This window comes from Halobacillus rhizosphaerae (assembly GCF_046719735.1).
GTDB lineage: Bacteria > Bacillota > Bacilli > Bacillales > Halobacillaceae > Halobacillus_B > Halobacillus_B rhizosphaerae.
The window spans coordinates 119105-137129 of the sequence record NZ_JAUTWQ010000008.1 but is presented as its reverse complement, the minus strand read 5'-3'; the positions used below and the strand labels follow the sequence as shown (position 1 = coordinate 137129).

Below are 18025 nucleotides of genomic sequence, written 5' to 3'. Positions count from 1 at the left end.
GCTATTTCCATATAATTTTATCTGCTATGCTTATGTATAAGGGTGATAAAAAATAAGAGAGAGAAAAAGCATGAATTTTCGACGTAAGGATGAATGCACATGCCTAAAGCATTACTCATTGATGATTCTAAGTTTATGAGGAATTGGCTGAGAAAAATACTAGAAGCCAATGAATTTGAGATTGTTGCGGAAGCAGATAATGGGATTCACGGAATCGTTCAGTATCATGATCACCAGCCCGATGTCGTATTAATGGACGTGGTGATGCCGAAAATGAACGGCGTCCGTACGCTGGAACATTTGCTTAAAGCAGATCCCGCGGCCAAAGTCATCATTTGTTCATCTTTAGCCCATAACGACTTAATTAAAGAATGTGCGAAAATCGGGGCCTATGATTTCGTTCATAAACCGTTTTTCACTGAACTGCCCATGCTGTTAAATAAACTTACCCAAGAAAAAGAAATGGTTTAATCGATTCTCAGATTGTGAATAATAAAAGGGAACGGAAGATTTTCACCCTAGTTACTACTAATCTCCCCCTTGAAATTTTGGCTGAAGCTCTAAGCTTCAGCCTTTTTTCTTTCACATTTACATAAAATTCAGTGTAACACAAACCCTTCCACCTGCAGCTTATGGGTTTAAAACGACGCTTTACCTTTCTTCTAATGACTTCGTGAGGATCCAGTTCTATACTAATCTTAAGAAAGATATACGAAAGGGGGAACATAAGTGAAGGTCTTGCTCGACGTCGACCGTAACCACGATGAAACCCGCGTCACCATTCACTGCAGTGAAATGGATGACCACATTAAAGATATCCTAAATTATTTAAATGAACAAAAGAAAGATTTTATTGTAGGAAGGCGAGGAGAACAGCAGCATATCATAAAGCCCCAAAACGTTCATTACTTTCATTCTGAAGGAGATACAGTAATGGCCGCTACCTCTGACGGGGACTTTAAGGTGAAAGAGAAATTATATGAATTAGAAGAGTTCCTGCCATCAAACAAGTTCATCCGACTCTCGAAATCTGTCATTGCGAACCTATATGAGGTTCATTACTTTGAACCTTCGTTTAATGGCACACTGGCCGTCCAGTTTAAATCAGGGGAAAAAGAATATGCATCTAGACATTACGTAGGGAAAATAAAGGAAGTACTCAAAATTAACAGGAGGGATAAATAAATGAAGACCTTTCTATTCAGAAGTACGTTTGGCATATTTTTCGGCGCATTTCTAGCCATTTTGCTTACGTATTCCGTCATCTTCCTTGATGATCAAACCACACTTAACTCCAATCTTTTTGTGAAGAATTCATTAGGAGCCATTTTCTGCGGATGGTTATTTTCAGTATCACCGCTATATTTTGAAATTCAATCTCTTAAGCTCTATCAGCAAACCGCCTTACACTTTTTTACTGTCATGATCTTATATTTCATTCTAGCCTATGGAATCGGCTGGATACCCGGAGGATTCATGAATATTCTCCTGTTCATTGTCATAGCTCTTGTTTCCTATACGATCATTTGGACAGGCTTTTACCTTCACTTCAAAAACGAAGCCAAAAAAATGAATGAAGATCTTCAGCATATCAGATAAAACAGCGATGGATAATTTGTTAAACGGCAGCCGAAAGACGTCCAGAACATCGTTTCATGGACGTCTTTTACTCAACTTGGCTGGAAAAGTTACCGTCTTCTATCTGTGATAACAGGAAATTAATCCTTGCTTCCACCCTTATATAGTAACCCTTTCTTATCAAGCTGAGTCCTTATTTCTTTTGCAAACGGAACCTCCTCCTCTATCACAAACTGCCATTGCTGTGCATTGAGAAAATCTCCCCTTTCTCTTCGCTCCCTTTCTGCCAAGAGGTCTTCAGAAGATCGATTCACAAAGCTACTCTCACTCTTAGCCAGCTGGTTTCGATAATGCCTTTCAAAATCCTTTTCCGTACAGTTATTCACTTTCATAAAGTGTTTCTTCAGCTTCTTCATGACAAACGCTCTTATTTTCCTGTCTTGTATGCGAAGGGCCGCATGATGAAGGTGTTTTAAATCGTGACAGGATTTACACAACGCCTGAATTTCTCTTAGAATTAATAAGCAGGCTTCCTCATCATATTCCCAGACTTCATGAGCATGAAGCTTGTCCTCACTGCGAACCCCACATATTTGGCACGTAAAATCACTTGTTGCCAGAACATACTGCCGTACGGAATTCCATAACGTACGAGTGATGGAGTCTCTAACCGTTTTCTTCTGCGCATAAGCAGGCTTGCCGATTTCGATCGTCAACTTAAATTCAGACATACTAACCTCCGTTTCTTCCTTACAAAAAGGAGTAATCCTTCAGCTTTTCTTCGTTAACGTAAAAAATAAAGTCGCCCCAATGGACGCCGTGGTAAATAAGATGGCTCCCATCGGTACGGCGGTCGTCTCATTAAGACCGACCAGCGGTGACACGGTCGCGCCAAATACTAACGGCAGCATACCAAGCACAGCGCTGGCACTTCCGGCTCTGTGGCCCTGATGCTCCATCGCCAGGGTGAACGTACTTGTTAAAACCATTCCCATTGCGGTCATATAAATAAAAATCGGGATAACAATGGAATACAGCGGTCCTTCAATAATGGTCATGACTAAGAGAAAGCCAGTCGCACTAACGGCAATGATGACAGCACTCCGCAGCAGACTTCTTTCATGAAAGATTGCTCCGAGACGGCCGACTAGAAAGCTGCCTGTAATAATCGCCAGCCCGTTCACCCCAAATAAGAAACTAAAAGCCTGAGGAGATACGTCGTAAATCCCCTGATACACAAACGGCGTGCCGGATACGTATGCGAAGCTCCCGCCATGCACGAAACCAATCGTCAAGGCGTATCCGATAAAGGAGCGATCCTTCAGCAGCCGGCCAATCGTCAGAATCGACTCCTTCACAGAGCTTGGCATCCGCTTTTCTTCTGGAAGGGTCTCTGGTAGTTTACCGGCCACAGTGAGCACAATGACAACCCCTACGATACTTAAAAAGAAGAAGATCGTCTCCCATGTGGCAAATGGTAACAATAATATCGCTCCCCCTGTTATTGGAGCAATCATTGGTGCCGTTGCATTGATCACCATCAGCAGAGCAAAGAATTTCGTCAATTCCCTGCCAGAGAACATGTCACGCACGACGGCTCGCGACAGGACGACTCCGGCAGATGCGGTGAATCCCTGGAGAAACCGAGCCGCAACGAGCACCATAATATTTGGTGCCAGCGCACAGAGGAAGGATGCGACGGCGAATAAGGAAAGGAAAATAATTAACGGTTTCTTTCTCCCTTGAGAATCACTGATCGGGCCAACCACCATCTGGCCCACAGCAAGTCCGATGAGACAGGTCGTTAAGCTTAGCTGGACAAGCGAGGCATTGGTTTCCAAATCGGATGCGATCCCCGGAAAGCTGGGAAGGTACATATCAATGTTCAAGGGTCCTAGAATCCCAAGCATACCGAGCAGAAACGCAAGACCTATTCTTTCTTTCCCTTTTGGATTATGTATCATAGCTAAACACCTTCTTTATATTCTATTCATTTTAAAAGTCCTTGGTCGATAACCGTAAGCATAATAAGACTGTTAAACTACGATTCTATCTTTATTACTACAGGAAGTCTAGTCCAAAAGCGCAAGCATCTTGGAACTTGGGGACAATGAAAAAACTCTGACCTGTTCGGACAGAGTTTCTCTCTATTACTATTCCTATGCGGTTAGAAAGATGACCTACCTTAATTGGCGTCTAAACACTTTTCCAGCAATGAAGTAAGCGATCACCATGATTGCCGCACACCAGGCAAGTGCAGTCCAGATTCCGCTGCCAGCTTCTCCTTCAAACAGAAGAGCGCGTAGTGAATTTACGATGGAAGTCACCGGCTGGTTATCAGCGAACACCCGAACGAATTTAGGCATGGTTTCCGTGGGGACGAAAGCTGAACTAATAAACGGCAGGAAGATCAACGGATACGAGTAGGCGGTTGCCCCTTCCATAGACTTTGCCGTTAATCCTGGAATGATGGCAAGCCAGGTGAGTGCCAGCGTAAACAACCCAATGATTCCAACTACCGCCAGCCAGTCTAAGAGACTAGCATTGGAACGGAAACCCATCAATAAAGCAACGAGAATCACCACCCCAACAGTAAGTGCATTAGAAACAAGTGAGGTTAATACATGAGACCATAAGACCGACGAGCGCTTGATAGGCATGGTAATGAAACGTGCCATCAGCCCGCTTTTCACATCATTAAATAGGCGCAAAGAAGTGTAAGCAACGCCGGATGCAATCGTGATCAGCAGGATACCCGGTAATAAATAATTCACGTAGCTGTCCGTCCCCGTTTCAATCGCGCCGCCAAATACATAGACAAACAGCAGCATCATCATAATCGGGGTAATGGCGACCGTTATAATGGTATCCGGACTGCGCATGATAGTACGCATTAAACGCCCCAGTAATACTCTTGTAGTCCTGTTCATTTACCTCCCCTCCTTATTCCGGATGATCGCGAGGAATATTTCTTCCAATGTCGGCGTCTTCTCGATGTACTCCACTTTCTGAGGCGGGAACATCTCCTTCAGTTCGCTGATGGTCCCGGTGGTGATGATTTTTCCACCATGCAGGATGGCTATACGGTCTGCCAGTTGCTCGGCTTCCTCCAAGTACTGAGTCGTCAGCAGAATCGTCGTTCCTCCGTCGGCAAGCTCCTTGATCGTAGCCCAGACTTCCCTCCGCGCTTCGGGGTCAAGCCCAGTCGTGGGCTCATCAAGAAAAATGACGGAAGGCGTTCCGATCAGGCTCATGGCAATGTCAAGGCGGCGCTTCATCCCGCCAGAATACTTATCAGCCCGACGGTTAGCCGCTTCAGTCAAACCAAATCTTTCAAGCAATTGATCGGCGACTTGACCAGGACTGGAAACTCCACGCAGTTTAGCGATCATCATCAAGTTTTCCCTTCCGGTGAGCATGCCGTCTAATGCTGCGAATTGTCCAGTCATGCTGATACTCTGACGTACGTGATCCGCTTGACGCTGGACGTCAAAACCACAAACATCCACTTCGCCACTATCAGATTTCATCAGGGTCGACAGGACGTTAACGACCGTCGTCTTGCCCGCACCATTTGAGCCAAGCAGGGCAAAAATTTCACCCCGCTGCACCTCGAAATTCACTCCCTTTAGTACCTCTTGATCTTTAAAAGATTTATGAAGCTCTTTGACAGAAATCACGGCCTGACTCATACTTTTTTCCACCTCTCCTGGTAAATGAACGCAAGCAATTTCGAGCATCCTGCAGGTCTACAGGATCTCCACTATTCATTACCACTGATATTCTGTATAACTTAGTACTGTGGTAAAAATGGAACTGAATAGAACCAGCTATTCAGTCGGGTGTGGTCTATTACATGTCTTTGTCTAAAACCGGTCTACGGTATTCTACTCCTAGTCACGACTAATCGAATTGTTCAACTTCATGCGGTACTTATCTTTCCAGGTTTTCTCGTCCTGCAATAGATCGTCGCAGAAAGTAGCCACATCTTCACCAGTGAGATCCTTAACTTTCTTCCCTTCCGCTGCCCCTTCCTCAAAGAGGTCAAGAATGCCGTTAAAGATACGGCTCATGTCTTTCCAATTTGTAGGACCGCCCGTTGTCCACATATACTTTTGGATCGATTTGTATGCGTGATGATATTCGCTTGGAAGAGCCTTGGCACGTGCCTCCATTGCTCTCCATTCTCGCTTGTCATCCAGACTGCCGATCATTTTCTCGAAAATATTCATTGTCCTTCCCCTTTTCCTTTTCGTTTTTTCAGTCCATTAATCGTGCTAGAAACGAACTCCCATTTCTGCCAAAAAACTTCAAGATGCTCTTGACCTGCTGCGTTGAGTGTATAAAATTTCCTCGGAGGTCCCATAGTGGATGGCTTCTTCTCAATATCCACGAGATTGTTTTTCTCTAGCCGCATGGTAATGGTATAAACCGTGCCCTCCACCACATCCGTGAAGCCAAGGTCACGCAGCTGTTGAGTGATTTCATAGCCATAGGTTTCGCCGCGGCTGATGATCTCAAGAACACACCCCTCGAGCACCCCTTTCATCATTTCTCTAAAGTTGCTCATGTTAACCTCCATTTGTTGCTTGATGTATTCGTTCAGTAGTGTGTATCACAGGTAGTTAGTGTTACCGATAATAAGTATTACTTATTACTAGTATATAGTATTACGTATTAGCTGGATTGTCAATACTTTTTGTAAAAATAAACCTTCTTTTACTTTGGCACCTCAGTTCTTAAGAAAAGCCCGCCAATTCTAATTTTGGCGGGCTTACTTTGATAACATCCGTTAGTTAATTTCCGAGCACGAGTTCCTGGTGACCAAACTGAGATTGATGAAGCTTGCTGTAGAGACCTCCTTGTTTGAGAAGCTGCTCATGAGACCCTTCTTCCGCTATCCCATTTTTAGTCACCACCATAATTCGATCCGCATTTTTAATCGTGGCTAATCGATGGGCAATAACCAGGGTAGTGCGCCCTTCCGTCAATTCATCCAATGACTTTTGGATCGCTTGTTCCGTCTGCGTGTCCAGGGCAGACGTTGCTTCGTCCAAAATGAGAACAGGAGGGTTCTTTAGAAAGATCCTCGCGATGGCAAGGCGCTGTTTCTGACCACCAGAAAGCCTGGTTCCTCGTTCTCCAATAATCGTATCTAACCCGTGCGGTTGGTCGGCAATAAAGTCATCTAGTCGTGCTCGCTTAGCCGCTTGTAGAATCTCTTCGTCTGATGCGCCCAGCTTTCCATACTCGATATTTTCACGAATGGTTCCGGAAAATAAGAAAACATCCTGTTGAACGATGCCAATCTGACTGCGTAAGGATTCCAGTTTCATATCTTTAATGTTTGTACCATCCATAGAGATTTGTCCATGCTGAATCTCATAGAAACGAGGAAGGAGACTGCAGAGGGTCGTTTTTCCTGCTCCCGACGGCCCCACAAAGGCCACCGTCTCGCCAGGGCGAATGCCTAAACTCACGTCCTGTAACACAGGACTCCATTCATCATAACCAAACGTTACATTACGATATTGAATGGCACCTTTAACATCCTTATGAATGGCATGGTGAGCATCTTCAATATCCGGTGCTGTATCAATAATCTCCGTATACCGCTTAAATCCGGCAATTCCCTTCGGATAGCTTTCAATGACAGCATTGATCTTCTGAATGGGACCGACAAGAATATTAGCCAAGAGGATAAAGGCGACAAACTCCCCATAGGTAAGCTGATTTTGAATGACAAAATACGTACCAAACATGAGTGTGGTCAAAGTCACTAACCGCATCGTCATGTAGTTGGCTGTAACATTCTGTGCCATGATTCTATAGGATTGCAGCTTCGTCCTTTTGTAATGATTGTTCTCCTCCCGAAACTTTTCCTGTTCATACTTCTCATTCGCAAAGGCCTGTACGACGCGAATGCCCCCGATGCTATCCCCCACTCGTGTATTGATTTCTGCAATACGATGAAACATTTTCCGGAAGGTCACGGTCATTTTTTTGTTAAAGTAAATCGCCAGGATGAGGAGGAGCGGGATAACGACAAAGGACAGAATAGCCAGCTTCCAATTAATCGTTAACATCAGAACGAACGATCCGATGAGCGTCATGAGGGCTACAAACACATCTTCAGGACCATGGTGAGCCACTTCGCCGATTTCCTCCAAATCCTTTGTTAACCGTGAAATACTATGACCTGTTTTGTTGCCGTCGTAATAAGAAAAAGAAAGCTTCTGCATATGAGTAAAGAGCTTCTGTCTCATATCAGTCTCAATACTGATTCCTAACGTATGACCCCAATACGTCACGACATAATGAAGGCCTGTATTTAAGAGGTAGATAAGGAACAACCCCAAACATGCCAGCATAATAATGGACCAATCCTTCTCAGGCAGCAGCCGGTCGATTACTTGATTGACGGCCAGCGGAAAGGCCAGTTCTAATAAGCCGATAAAGACGGCACATGCAAAATCCAGCACAAACAACCATTTGTAAGGCTTGTAATATGAAAAGAAACGCTTCACCATTTTCCCCATTCCTTTGCTATCTTTTTATCTTTCTCGAACCTTTATTTACTCATCTAGCTTACCACGAAAATCTCATTTCATAGATTGACAATATCACAAATGATGCTATATTAATAATGATAATCATTATCAATTAAGGAGGCTTAGCTTTTATTACTCTTAAAATACTTCATAAAGGTGGATATTCATGTCTTTTTATAAAAAGAATTCGTACTTACCCTTCCTGCTGATCTCCATGTTCTTCTTGTTTATGATCGGCTGTTCAGCTGAAACATCCAATTCTGAGGAAACCGATACGGAGGAAAGTTCAAATCATGAGGAGTCAGAGTCGGACGCTCAATACCCTATTACCATAGAACATGCCTTTGGAGAAACTGTGATTGAAAGTAAACCTGAAAGAGTAGCAACCGTTCAATGGGGAAACCAGGATGTCTCTCTCGCCTTAGGAGTCGTACCTGTCGGCTTCTCTGCTGCAAACTACGGAGTCCAAGATGACAGCGGACTATTACCTTGGACGAAGGAAAAGCTGGACGAACTCGGGGTTGAGGATCCGAACATTTACCAGGATACGGACGGACTTGACTTTGAGGCGATCGCTGACTCAAATCCGGATGTGATTCTAGCTGCATACTCAGGGATTACACAGGAAGACTATGACACCCTCAGTCAGATTGCTCCTGTCGTTGCCTACAAGGAGGCTCCATGGGAAACAACGTGGCGTGAGCAAGTAACCCTTAACGCCAAAGGGATGGGGATGGTAGAAGAGGGGAAGAAACTCGTCGAAGAAACGGAAGCCTTAATAAAAGAGAAAGTAAGTAAATATCCAGAGATAGAAGGGAAGAAAGTAGCTTTTGCCACGACATCCGCAGATGACTTGTCCAAAATCTATATCTATACGCCGGATGATCCTCGCGGGGCATTTTTGGAAGAACTCGGGATGAAGTATCCGGAAAGTTTAACCAAGGAAATGAGCGAATCTGATGGTTTCGCACTGACGGTCAGTGCAGAAAATGCGGATATCTTAAATGATGCGGATATTATTGTGAGTTATGGAAATGAACCATTGTATAAGAAGATGAAAGAAGACCCATTGCTGGGTGAAATCCCCGCCATCAAGAGAGGTTCCGTAGTCTTCATTGAAAATGGTACACCTTTAGCTGCTTCCTTAAATCCAAATCCTCTGGCCATCTCCTATACGATAGATAAGTACTTAAAATTAATTAGTGAAGCGGCTGAACAGGTGGATGAGTAATATCATTCGTACGAGGCAAAGGAAGCCGGAAGCTTTTTCACTTAAGTATAAGGTACCTGTACTGCTCAGCTGCCTGATCACACTTATCCTTACCACGGCTGCCTCTTTAGCCTTTGGCTCAAGACCGTTGGGATTCCATGAAGTCCTTCAAGGATTAACTTTTGAAAATGTGGAATCTTACGGAGGAACCGTTGTACAGGACCGGATTCCCCGTACCCTTTTCAGTTTATGCTGTGGCGCAGCACTCGGGGTGGCAGGATCCCTGATGCAAGCGGTCACTCGCAACCCACTTGCTGACCCGAGTATCCTGGGTGTCAACATGGGGGCTGCTCTGTTCGTGGTCAGCGGTATAGCTTTTTTTCAAATCAGTACTGCGAACCAATATATTTGGCTTGCATTAACCGGAGCCTTACTTACTTCCCTATTTGTCTTTGGTATCGGCTCGATGGGAGGCGGAGGTGCAACGCCACTGAAACTGATTCTAGCCGGTGCTGCTATAAGTGCAGCCCTTTCTTCACTTGTGATTGCTATCATGATTCCGCGCTCCTATGTTATGGATCAATTTCGATTCTGGCAGGTTGGAAGTGTCGGCAAGGCAGACTGGGGCACGTTGCAAACCTTTCTTCCTTTCTTGATCATAGGAATTCTGGCTGCTTCCCTCGCTGCACCCGCTCTCAATGCCATGGCCTTAGGAGATGAACTAGCGACTGGACTAGGTGTACGTACAGGCACTTTAAGACTCCTTGCAGCCGTAGCAGCGGTCGTATTATGTGGAGCGGCAACTGCTTTAGCTGGTCCCATTGGATTCATAGGTCTCCTTGCTACTCACGTCACCCGTCTTGTTCTTGGGCCAAACCTTCGCTATGTGATTCCTGGTTCTGCCTTTGCAGGAGCTATCATCTTAACAATCTCAGACATCTGCGGAAGAATTCTCGGTCGTCCAGGAGAGATTGAGGCTGGGCTGATCACGGCTTTTATCGGCGCTCCGATATTAATCCTACTAGCTATGAAAACGAAAGTGCGATCCTTATGAAGACTCAGACAATGGAATGGATTGCAGCAGGAAAACGGCAACGGCAGCAACGGTGGCTGATGATTACCGGCTCCCTCGTACTTTTAGCTATTCTTTTGTGCGGGGCCATGCTCTTACTGGGCCATACCATTTACCCCGTATTTGATGTGATCCGTGTACTATTAGGAGAACAGATCCAGGGGGCCACTTTTGCCATTCAAACCATCCGGCTGCCACGAATGCTTTCCGGACTTTTCGCTGGATTTGCCTTCGGTATAGCGGGTAATACCTTTCAAACGATGCTCAGAAATCCACTTGCCAACCCGAACGTCATAGGCATCACTACCGGTTCAAGTGCGGCCGCCGTATTTTGCATCATTATTCTACAGGCTAGCAACACGATTGTTTCTATTGCTTCCGTTGCCGGAGGTCTCATTACTGTCCTACTGTTGTACATTTTTTCAAGAACAAAACGAAGCTCCTTTTCAATTGGACGATTAATCCTTGTAGGAATCGGCATTCAAGCGATGCTGAACGCTGTGATCTCTTACCTTCTATTGGTAGGAGGAGAACAGGACATTCCTGCCGCTCTCAGATGGCTGAGTGGAAGTTTGAATGGAATTCGCGTAGAGGATGTAACACCATTAATCATGGCTGTCCTCATTTGTGCACCGATCGTCGTCCTATTCGGAAAGCACCTAAGCATATTGGAGCTTGGCGAACAGACCGCCACCACCCTTGGAGTCCATACAGATCAAGCTCGCATGGCGCTGATTTTGAGTTCCGTATGTATGATTGCGCTCGCTACAGCCGTTACAGGGCCGATTGCTTTCGTAGCTTTTCTGGCAGGTCCAATTGCTAAGAGACTGGTTGGAGTCGGCTTTTCCAACGCCATTCCCGCAGGGCTTGTAGGGGTTAATTTAGTACTGGGGGCAGACTTGATGGGTCAGTTCGCTTTTGAAGTCCGGTATCCAGTAGGAATTATCACGGGTATGATTGGAGCTCCCTACCTCATTTACTTACTCATCCGAATGAATCAAAAAGGAGATTTGTAATGAAACCGATGCATCAATTCCAAGCCAAACAAATCGTTGCCGGCTATGATCAAAAGACTGTGATCGACGCCGTCAGCCTTACCATTCCCCCTAACCAAATAAGCGTCATTATAGGAGCGAATGGCAGCGGAAAATCAACGCTTCTTAAAACACTGTCCAGACTAATCAAACCACAGTCCGGCGATGTATATCTTGATGGGAAACCCCTCCACAACCTCCCAGCTAAAAAATTGGCACGCGTGGTTGGGCTTCTCCCTCAGTCCCCTATTATACCTGAAGGCATTACTGTCAGTGACTTGGTTGGACGCGGAAGATTTCCCCACCAATCTATACTGAGCGGGTGGACCAATAAGGATTATGAAGCTGTGGCCGAAGCCATGGAAATCATGAATATTACTGAGCTTGCCAATCATCCTATTGATGAACTTTCTGGAGGACAAAGGCAGCGGGTGTGGGTTGCTATGGCCCTCGCCCAGCAAACCGATATCTTATTATTAGACGAACCAACTACCTTTCTAGATATCACCTATCAAATTGAGATCCTTGACCTTCTTACCGACCTTAACCAGAAATACGGAACTACCATTGTGATGGTCCTTCATGATATTAACTTATCCGCTCGTTATGCGGACCACATTTTCGCCATTCGTGAAGGGAAGCTGGCAGCAGAAGGTAAACCGTCTAAGGTCATTAACAAAGATTTGATTCAAGATATCTTTGGTCTTCATAGTACAGTGATTGAAGATCCTGTTTCAGGTTCCCCTTCCGTTGTACCGATTGGGCGTCATCACCACAAACATGAGGTCGTGCTTAAATAACATAGGAGAGTTAAGGGCCAATCAAAGGGCTCTTGACTAGTCTCTTCAATGGGAATTAAACAATTGTAAGGCGCAATCCAATTGTGGGGATTGCGCCTTTTTTTGATGAGGTTAAGTTGAATGCTACAACCATTTGGACAAGCGGTTCCGGTGACTTAACAAAATAAATCGATCAGCTCATCAAACTTTTCTATGGCATCGTCATAATCACTGACTTGTCCGAATCCATAACGCGCATAAATAAAGGGTATGCCAGCAAACCTTGCTGCATTGAAGTCGCCTTCCGTATCCCCGACGTAAACCGGATTAGATAAATGGTTTCGTTTCATGATTAAATCAATGTTCTCTCCTTTTGAAAGCCCGGTTCTCCCTGGATTTTCAAAATCTAAGAAGTACTTTTCCAACTGATGAAACTCATAAAACGTTTCTATATAGCCATCCTGACAATTACTGACGATATAGAGCTTGTAATACTTAGAGAGCGATTGCAGTACTCCTTCGACATGAGGATAAAGGTTTCCCCCTTGCTTCAGCAGGAATTCCTCTTCGGTTTGAAAGCAATCCTTTATGACTTGTAATCGTACTTCTTCATTTAGGTAAGGAAATAATTTTTTACTCATATCGTCCATTTGCAGCCCCATTGTTCCTTCTAGATCTGTTCGAGTTAGTTCCGCCTTTATGAGTTCGTTTTCTTTAATACGGCTATTCCAAGCCTTTAAAAGAGTATCAATCGGATCCCAAAGCGTGCCATCTAAATCAAATATTATGCTATCCATTTGTCATTCCACCTCATCTATCAGGGTTAGTTATAGGGAAAATATATGAACTTACTAATTCTAAAAAAAATTAAATCAGTGAATACCCTAGCGCACCTGAAAGTTGTACAGACATTCTTTTTTTAAACTTTGTAGTATATAATGAAACTAACATAAAAAATAAAATTGAAGGAAGGGAAATCGATGACAAATCTTAATGTTACAGATTGGCATAATAAACACAATAAGAAAATGGCTAAAATCCATAAAAAAACAAACAATTGGCATAGTCAGCATAATAAAAAGGTTGCAGAGTTTCATGAAAATCACGCCTCTAAAATTGAAGCTGGCGAAAATGGAACCGGCTTGTTAGCGCGATGGGAAAGGTTTGTCTACAACCAAGGTAAAGCTTTATTTAAAGCAACCAAATAGCCTTATTCAAAAAAACTGTTCCTTTTAGGGACAGTTTTTTTGAATACCTTTCACTATACAAAGTATTTAATATTTCTCTTCTTTAAGCAACCAACTTCGTCCATTTAAAACTACATTCAAAAAACGCCTATGCTTTTGCAAGGATAACAATGATTAACATATGTCACCATCCATCAACGTGCCTGCACGCTTTTAGGCTTTAAAATGATGGTGAAAACACTAATAAGGGAGTAGACAATAAACAACAAAGGATATCCTGCAATATCCGCAATCATTCCGGCAAGCGTTGATCCGATCACTTGTCCAAATGCCAGAAGAACGAACGGAACTCCCAGCCCTAGAGAAGGGTTACTCTTGAATACGGAAATTCCCCAAACGATTAATACCCCCGTTATGAAAATATAAGAGCTTCCAAAAAGGGTGGGTGAAAGAAATGCAGTCATTTTGTTTCCTGAAACAAGCACTAAAGTCAGGGATGATGTAGAGAGCAGCACCACAGAAATCCGGTACGCACGACTTATCCCGACCTTATTGATGACGGCCCCTACCGTCCCACCCAATAATCCTGCTGCCCCGATAATCACCCAAAACCATTCGCCAAGATAGTCAGGAGCGCTTTCTAAATTCAAAATAAAATCTCGAGAGAAGGTCCAATAAGCGGAACTAGAAATCCCTAATAAGATCGAAGCTATGATCAGCGGCAAGGAGTTCCGCCAATTCTCTTTTCGAAAACGAATGATCGCCTGCTTTTCCCCTGAATGGTGTACGGGAAGGAATTTGTAATTAACAAGTAAGACTAGAATCGCAATTCCCATATAAATCAGGTAACTTACTCTCCACTGATCGCCCAGCATGATTGCCACCAGCCCCGTCACTGCGGTTCCAATACTTGTTCCAGAGTTGATCCATGAATTCGTCTGGTTCTGCCGATTCTTCTCAATCGTTTCATTCACAATAGCTGCATACGGCGGTGAAGAAAATCCTGTACTCAGGCCAGCTGTGAAAATTCCTACCCCCAATAGTAACGGATTAGATGAAACAGCGATCAATCCCAATCCCAAAATGGAAGAAAATCCCGCAGTCATTAAAATAAATTTAGGGGTAAATCGCCTGGAAAATACCATAGCTAATACGATTGCTATACAGTAAGCAAGATAAGACAAGGACGAGATCAAACCTGAAGTAGAGGAATTCATGTGTATGGATTCACTTATATAAGGGAGCATTAACCCGTAACTAAATCGGGATAAGCCATATGTGACCGCAATCATTGGTAAACCGACGATAATTAGTTTATTGGAATTCATATTGCATCTCCTTTTTTATATAGAACGATCATTATAATAAAGTGTAAAAAATAAAGGAAATAAGTAATTATTATTTCCTGCATTCCTCATTATACTTTCATTACGAAATCTTAATGTTTTCAGCTAAGTTATGGGCACCGGACCTCACCTGTTCAATGTCAAGGATTTGGGCCATCGAGGTAATGCCCTCTAATATAATGGAAATTTGCACACTAAGAGCTTCCTTATCCGTGAACTCCATCAGATCCTTCTCGATTTTGTGAATAAGCTTTTGCTTGTGTTCTTTACTTAAAGCTGAAATCCGTTCGTTTGTATCTGCATACTCTTGCTTGGCTCTTAAGAACATGCACCCATTATTCCCCTCTTCTTCTACCCATTTAAGGTGCGCTTCCATGATAGAATCTACATAGGCTTTAATTCCAGTATCCTTGTTAAGATTACTATCCAGCAGCAAGAAATATTGTTGCTCTCTTTGAAGCAGGATGGCTTCAATCAGCTCTTCCTTTGATTTGAAATGGTAGTACATCGTCATGGTAGCCACTTCTGCTTGTTCAAGGATCCGCTTAATCCCAACCGCATGAAACCCGTGCTGGTAAAATAGCGCTTCTGCTGTATTCATAATATCTTCTTTTTTATTCGATTTTTTCATGTGAACACCCCTTATATAGAACGATCATTATAATAAAAGTAACACAGAAGCTTTTTAAACTCAAACCTCTGTACCGTTCAACCCGATATATACTTTGGGACTCCTCTTATATATTCTCTAATCCTTTCCACACGAGCCTATAAAATCCCTTGTAACAGAAAAAGGCGCATTCTATTACTCTAGAATTGCGCCCGGTTCTATGCTGTTTCTAAAAAAAATCATTTTCGCTGGTAATCGAGGAATGAATTCAAGAGATCTTCCACGTGGTTAAAGTTCGCTTCGTGACCCTTGAAATCGGACATGTGGTTCCGGCCAGCCTGGTCGTGAAATGACAGCTACCAAAACTAGATCTTACTTCTCCCAAAGCTCTATTCTTCTTCCGTCCGGATCTTCAATCCAAATAAATTTTCCATATTCACTAACCGTCTTTTCCATCACAAGGGGCACGCCCTTTTTTTCTAGATGATCGATACTGTCCTCCAAATTTTCAACTTGAAAGTTTAACATCACTTGTTGATCTGTTGGAAAATAATCGTCCTCTTCAGAGAAGAGAGAGAAAATAATGTTATGGTCGGGTTTTGATGTAATCATGGCACCATTCCAATTTTCGATATCAATTTTCAGCACTTCCCTATACCATTTTTTACTATTCTCTAGATTTTTAGTGCGCCAAAAGACTCCGCCAAGACCATTTACTTTCATACGTATCCCCTGCCTATCTTAATATAGTTGTTCTTCCCTTCATTCGAGTTTTGAATACTGATTCCCTTTATCGTTTCGTTCTTTTTTGGAAAACGTTCAATTTATGATCCTCACCGCTTTTCATCAAAGGTGTATCCCCCGATAAATGCACCGGAGGAACTGCCTCATTCAGCAGTTCCTCCGGATATCGAGCCCATTTAACCAATATTAGATTGATCATGATGATCTTCTGGATCCTCGTGAGTCGTGGTTCTCATCTTATTCAGCACTCGTTGCGTTGACTCGCTGACTTCCGGTTCAAAATAAGGTTCATACGCCTCAAGAGGGGCTCGTTTCGTAAAGGAAACGGCAAGTAATACCCCTATCAGTGAAACCGTAACAGCAATAACAAATGGCATGCCATATCCCATGGCCTTCGCTGCGACATAAACGACAGAACCGAGGATGATCCCCGTATAAGCCCCTGCTCTGTTCATTCTCTTCCAGTACAGCCCTAAGAAAACGACAAGAAAAAACGCGGCACCAAATCCACCGTACACATAGACAAAGCCCATCGCCAAAAACCATGGGGGTTTAATGGCTAACAGAACCGCTGCCGATGCAATGGCAAATATACTTAGGCGAAGCCAGTTCTTGAACTTCCTCTCACTGATTCTCTTCGGAGCTATATTTAAGTACACGTCATAATACAGAGAAGTCGCGCAGTGCAGCAACATTGAATTCGCAGTGGAGATAGCGGCCGCACAAATAGCGACAAGCGTGATGCCTCCGATAATAGGCGGAGTGTATTCTTGGATAACTAAAGGAATAATATAATCGGTCGTTTTTACTACAGGGATGCTGGGCACGAGAACCTTGGCCCCTAATCCGATAACGATCAATGGAGTCATAATGAAAATTAATACCAGAATCGTTCCCATCACCTGCAATATCGCAACCTTCACATTTTGAGGGGCCAGCATCCGTGTGACCCAGTGTGGAGATGAAGGGGTTCCTAAAGAATTCGAAATAAAAATAGAAAGCAGTGCACCGATACCAAAGGTCCCAAACGGAGAGAGTAAAATTCCCTTTTCAAGCTCCGGTCCCCCTACATTGGTCGGCGCAGTCGTTGTCGAAAGCGTATCTAGTATGCTGCCGATGCCTCCCGTTAACGACCATACCACACCGCTCGCAAGCAAGACTCCGATGGTAATCAAAACCGTGTTTAACGTATCTGTCGCAGCCACAGACCAAAATCCGCCAACACTTGTAATTAATATAAAAAATAAAAAGCCGAAGATTGCGATCTTATAATCAATCCCAGTGATACTAGAAAAAACAATGCCAAAGCCCGTCACCTGAATATTTACAAGAAGCAAATAACCAATAAACATTAAAATGCCGACAATCGCTTGCAAGGTACTCTTGTTCTGAAAGGGTTCAAACCTATGTCGGATAAATTCAGGGAACGTCCGGGCAGGCTTTTCCGGTCTCCTTATTTTGTAAGCGACAATCGGAATTAAAGCACCGCCAAAACACCAGCCTGCCACCCAGCCGATCACAGCTGATACCCCTGAACTATACAAATAACCGGGGACGCCGATGACAGAAGCTACACTCACCCATGTCGCCGCTGTGGTACCGATTCCAAGCAGCAGCCCCATGCGATGTCCACCCGTCGTATAATCGTCAATCGATTCTGCTTTTTTAAGGCTTTTAATATTTGCCCAAATGAGAAAAAGTACATAAAAACTAAATACAACCACATACCATATCATTTCATAAACTTCCTTCCCAGCTCTTATTTATACTTAAATAGACGTCCGGTAGCTCCCCACCGTTTAACACCTGATCGTTCCACCTTGTAACAGAGAAATGTGCCTAACAGGAAGGAAAAAACCATGGTCCCTACCCAAACCATCATCGCTAAGAGCATTGTAATCCCCCTTCTTCCAT

Annotated in this window: 20 protein-coding genes; 8 read left to right on the top strand and 12 right to left on the bottom strand. The window is 43.7% G+C overall.

The genetic code is table 11. From position 1 onward, the window contains the following. Positions 1-99 precede the first annotated feature (99 nt). The 3 genes from Q7A53_RS10450 to Q7A53_RS10440 all read left to right on the top strand — a co-directional run bounded on the left by Q7A53_RS10450 (position 100) and on the right by Q7A53_RS10440 (position 1599). The gene (locus Q7A53_RS10450) at positions 100-471 is read left to right on the top strand and encodes a response regulator (protein ID WP_411789108.1); all 372 of its coding nucleotides are present in this window, start codon (positions 100-102) and stop codon (positions 469-471) included. Positions 472-729: 258 nt separating this feature from the next. Continuing rightward, positions 730-1185, top strand: a complete 456-nt coding sequence (locus tag Q7A53_RS10445; RefSeq protein ID WP_411789107.1) for a LytTR family DNA-binding domain-containing protein — start codon at positions 730-732, stop codon at positions 1183-1185. Beyond that, positions 1186-1599 (top strand): DUF3021 domain-containing protein, encoded by a 414-nt coding sequence (locus Q7A53_RS10440; protein WP_411789106.1) that lies wholly within the window; start codon positions 1186-1188, stop codon positions 1597-1599. Between the two features lie 119 nt (positions 1600-1718). On the opposite strand, the gene Q7A53_RS10435 is transcribed toward Q7A53_RS10440, so the two are convergent. The 7 genes from Q7A53_RS10435 to Q7A53_RS10405 all read right to left on the bottom strand — a co-directional run bounded on the left by Q7A53_RS10435 (position 1719) and on the right by Q7A53_RS10405 (position 8108). Further along, positions 1719-2309 (bottom strand): HNH endonuclease, encoded by a 591-nt coding sequence (locus Q7A53_RS10435; RefSeq protein WP_411789105.1) that lies wholly within the window; start codon positions 2307-2309, stop codon positions 1719-1721. A 39-nt stretch (positions 2310-2348) separates the two neighbouring features. Continuing rightward, positions 2349-3542, bottom strand: a complete 1194-nt coding sequence (locus Q7A53_RS10430) for a Bcr/CflA family efflux MFS transporter (protein WP_411789104.1) — start codon at positions 3540-3542, stop codon at positions 2349-2351. 216 nt (positions 3543-3758) lie between these two features. After that, positions 3759-4508, bottom strand: coding sequence for an ABC transporter permease (locus Q7A53_RS10425; protein WP_411789103.1), 750 nt, complete (start codon positions 4506-4508; stop codon positions 3759-3761). Continuing rightward, the gene (locus tag Q7A53_RS10420) at positions 4509-5270 is read right to left on the bottom strand and encodes an ABC transporter ATP-binding protein (RefSeq protein WP_411789102.1); all 762 of its coding nucleotides are present in this window, start codon (positions 5268-5270) and stop codon (positions 4509-4511) included. A gap of 201 nt (positions 5271-5471) precedes the next feature. Beyond that, positions 5472-5810, bottom strand: a complete 339-nt coding sequence (locus Q7A53_RS10415; RefSeq protein ID WP_411789101.1) for a DUF1048 domain-containing protein — start codon at positions 5808-5810, stop codon at positions 5472-5474. Beyond that, entirely contained in the window at positions 5807-6148 is a 342-nt protein-coding gene (locus Q7A53_RS10410; RefSeq protein WP_411789100.1) for a PadR family transcriptional regulator, read from the bottom strand. The genes Q7A53_RS10415 and Q7A53_RS10410 overlap by 4 nt, the downstream gene beginning before the upstream one ends. A gap of 226 nt (positions 6149-6374) precedes the next feature. Beyond that, the gene (locus tag Q7A53_RS10405; protein ID WP_411789099.1) at positions 6375-8108 is read right to left on the bottom strand and encodes an ABC transporter ATP-binding protein; all 1734 of its coding nucleotides are present in this window, start codon (positions 8106-8108) and stop codon (positions 6375-6377) included. Between the two features lie 187 nt (positions 8109-8295). On the opposite strand from Q7A53_RS10405, the gene Q7A53_RS10400 reads away from it, so the two are divergent. From Q7A53_RS10400 to Q7A53_RS10385, 4 genes are read left to right on the top strand one after another with little or no spacing between them, the layout of a single operon-like run. Next, positions 8296-9360 carry an iron-siderophore ABC transporter substrate-binding protein gene (locus Q7A53_RS10400; protein ID WP_411789098.1) on the top strand — a complete coding sequence of 355 codons (1065 nt, stop codon included), beginning with the start codon at positions 8296-8298 and terminating at the stop codon, positions 9358-9360. After that, positions 9353-10393: a FecCD family ABC transporter permease gene (locus tag Q7A53_RS10395; protein ID WP_411789097.1), complete on the top strand. Its 1041-nt coding sequence runs from the start codon at positions 9353-9355 to the stop codon at positions 10391-10393. The genes Q7A53_RS10400 and Q7A53_RS10395 overlap by 8 nt, the downstream gene beginning before the upstream one ends. Then, the gene (locus tag Q7A53_RS10390; RefSeq protein ID WP_411789096.1) at positions 10390-11427 is read left to right on the top strand and encodes a FecCD family ABC transporter permease; all 1038 of its coding nucleotides are present in this window, start codon (positions 10390-10392) and stop codon (positions 11425-11427) included. Before Q7A53_RS10395 ends, Q7A53_RS10390 begins: the two co-directional genes overlap by 4 nt. Next, the gene (locus tag Q7A53_RS10385; protein WP_411789095.1) at positions 11427-12245 is read left to right on the top strand and encodes an ABC transporter ATP-binding protein; all 819 of its coding nucleotides are present in this window, start codon (positions 11427-11429) and stop codon (positions 12243-12245) included. The genes Q7A53_RS10390 and Q7A53_RS10385 overlap by 1 nt, the downstream gene beginning before the upstream one ends. A 155-nt stretch (positions 12246-12400) precedes the next feature. On the opposite strand, the gene Q7A53_RS10380 is transcribed toward Q7A53_RS10385, so the two are convergent. Next, a complete protein-coding gene (locus Q7A53_RS10380; protein WP_411789094.1) occupies positions 12401-13021 on the bottom strand; it encodes an HAD family hydrolase in 621 nt (206 codons plus the stop codon). A gap of 183 nt (positions 13022-13204) precedes the next feature. Between Q7A53_RS10380 and Q7A53_RS10375 the strand changes: the two genes are divergently transcribed. Continuing rightward, positions 13205-13432, top strand: a complete 228-nt coding sequence (locus tag Q7A53_RS10375) for a hypothetical protein (protein ID WP_411789093.1) — start codon at positions 13205-13207, stop codon at positions 13430-13432. Positions 13433-13605: 173 nt separating this feature from the next. Here Q7A53_RS10375 and Q7A53_RS10370 read toward each other — a convergent pair whose 3' ends face one another. From Q7A53_RS10370 to Q7A53_RS10355, 4 genes are all read right to left on the bottom strand, one after another. Further along, a complete protein-coding gene (locus tag Q7A53_RS10370) occupies positions 13606-14739 on the bottom strand; it encodes an MFS transporter (RefSeq protein WP_411789092.1) in 1134 nt (377 codons plus the stop codon). A 100-nt stretch (positions 14740-14839) separates the two neighbouring features. Next, positions 14840-15388, bottom strand: a complete 549-nt coding sequence (locus Q7A53_RS10365; RefSeq protein WP_411789091.1) for a TetR/AcrR family transcriptional regulator — start codon at positions 15386-15388, stop codon at positions 14840-14842. Positions 15389-15739: 351 nt separating this feature from the next. Then, positions 15740-16090, bottom strand: a complete 351-nt coding sequence (locus Q7A53_RS10360) for a VOC family protein (protein ID WP_411789090.1) — start codon at positions 16088-16090, stop codon at positions 15740-15742. Between the two features lie 197 nt (positions 16091-16287). Continuing rightward, entirely contained in the window at positions 16288-17847 is a 1560-nt protein-coding gene (locus Q7A53_RS10355; RefSeq protein WP_411789089.1) for a sodium:solute symporter family protein, read from the bottom strand. Between the last annotated feature and the right edge of the window lie 178 nt (positions 17848-18025).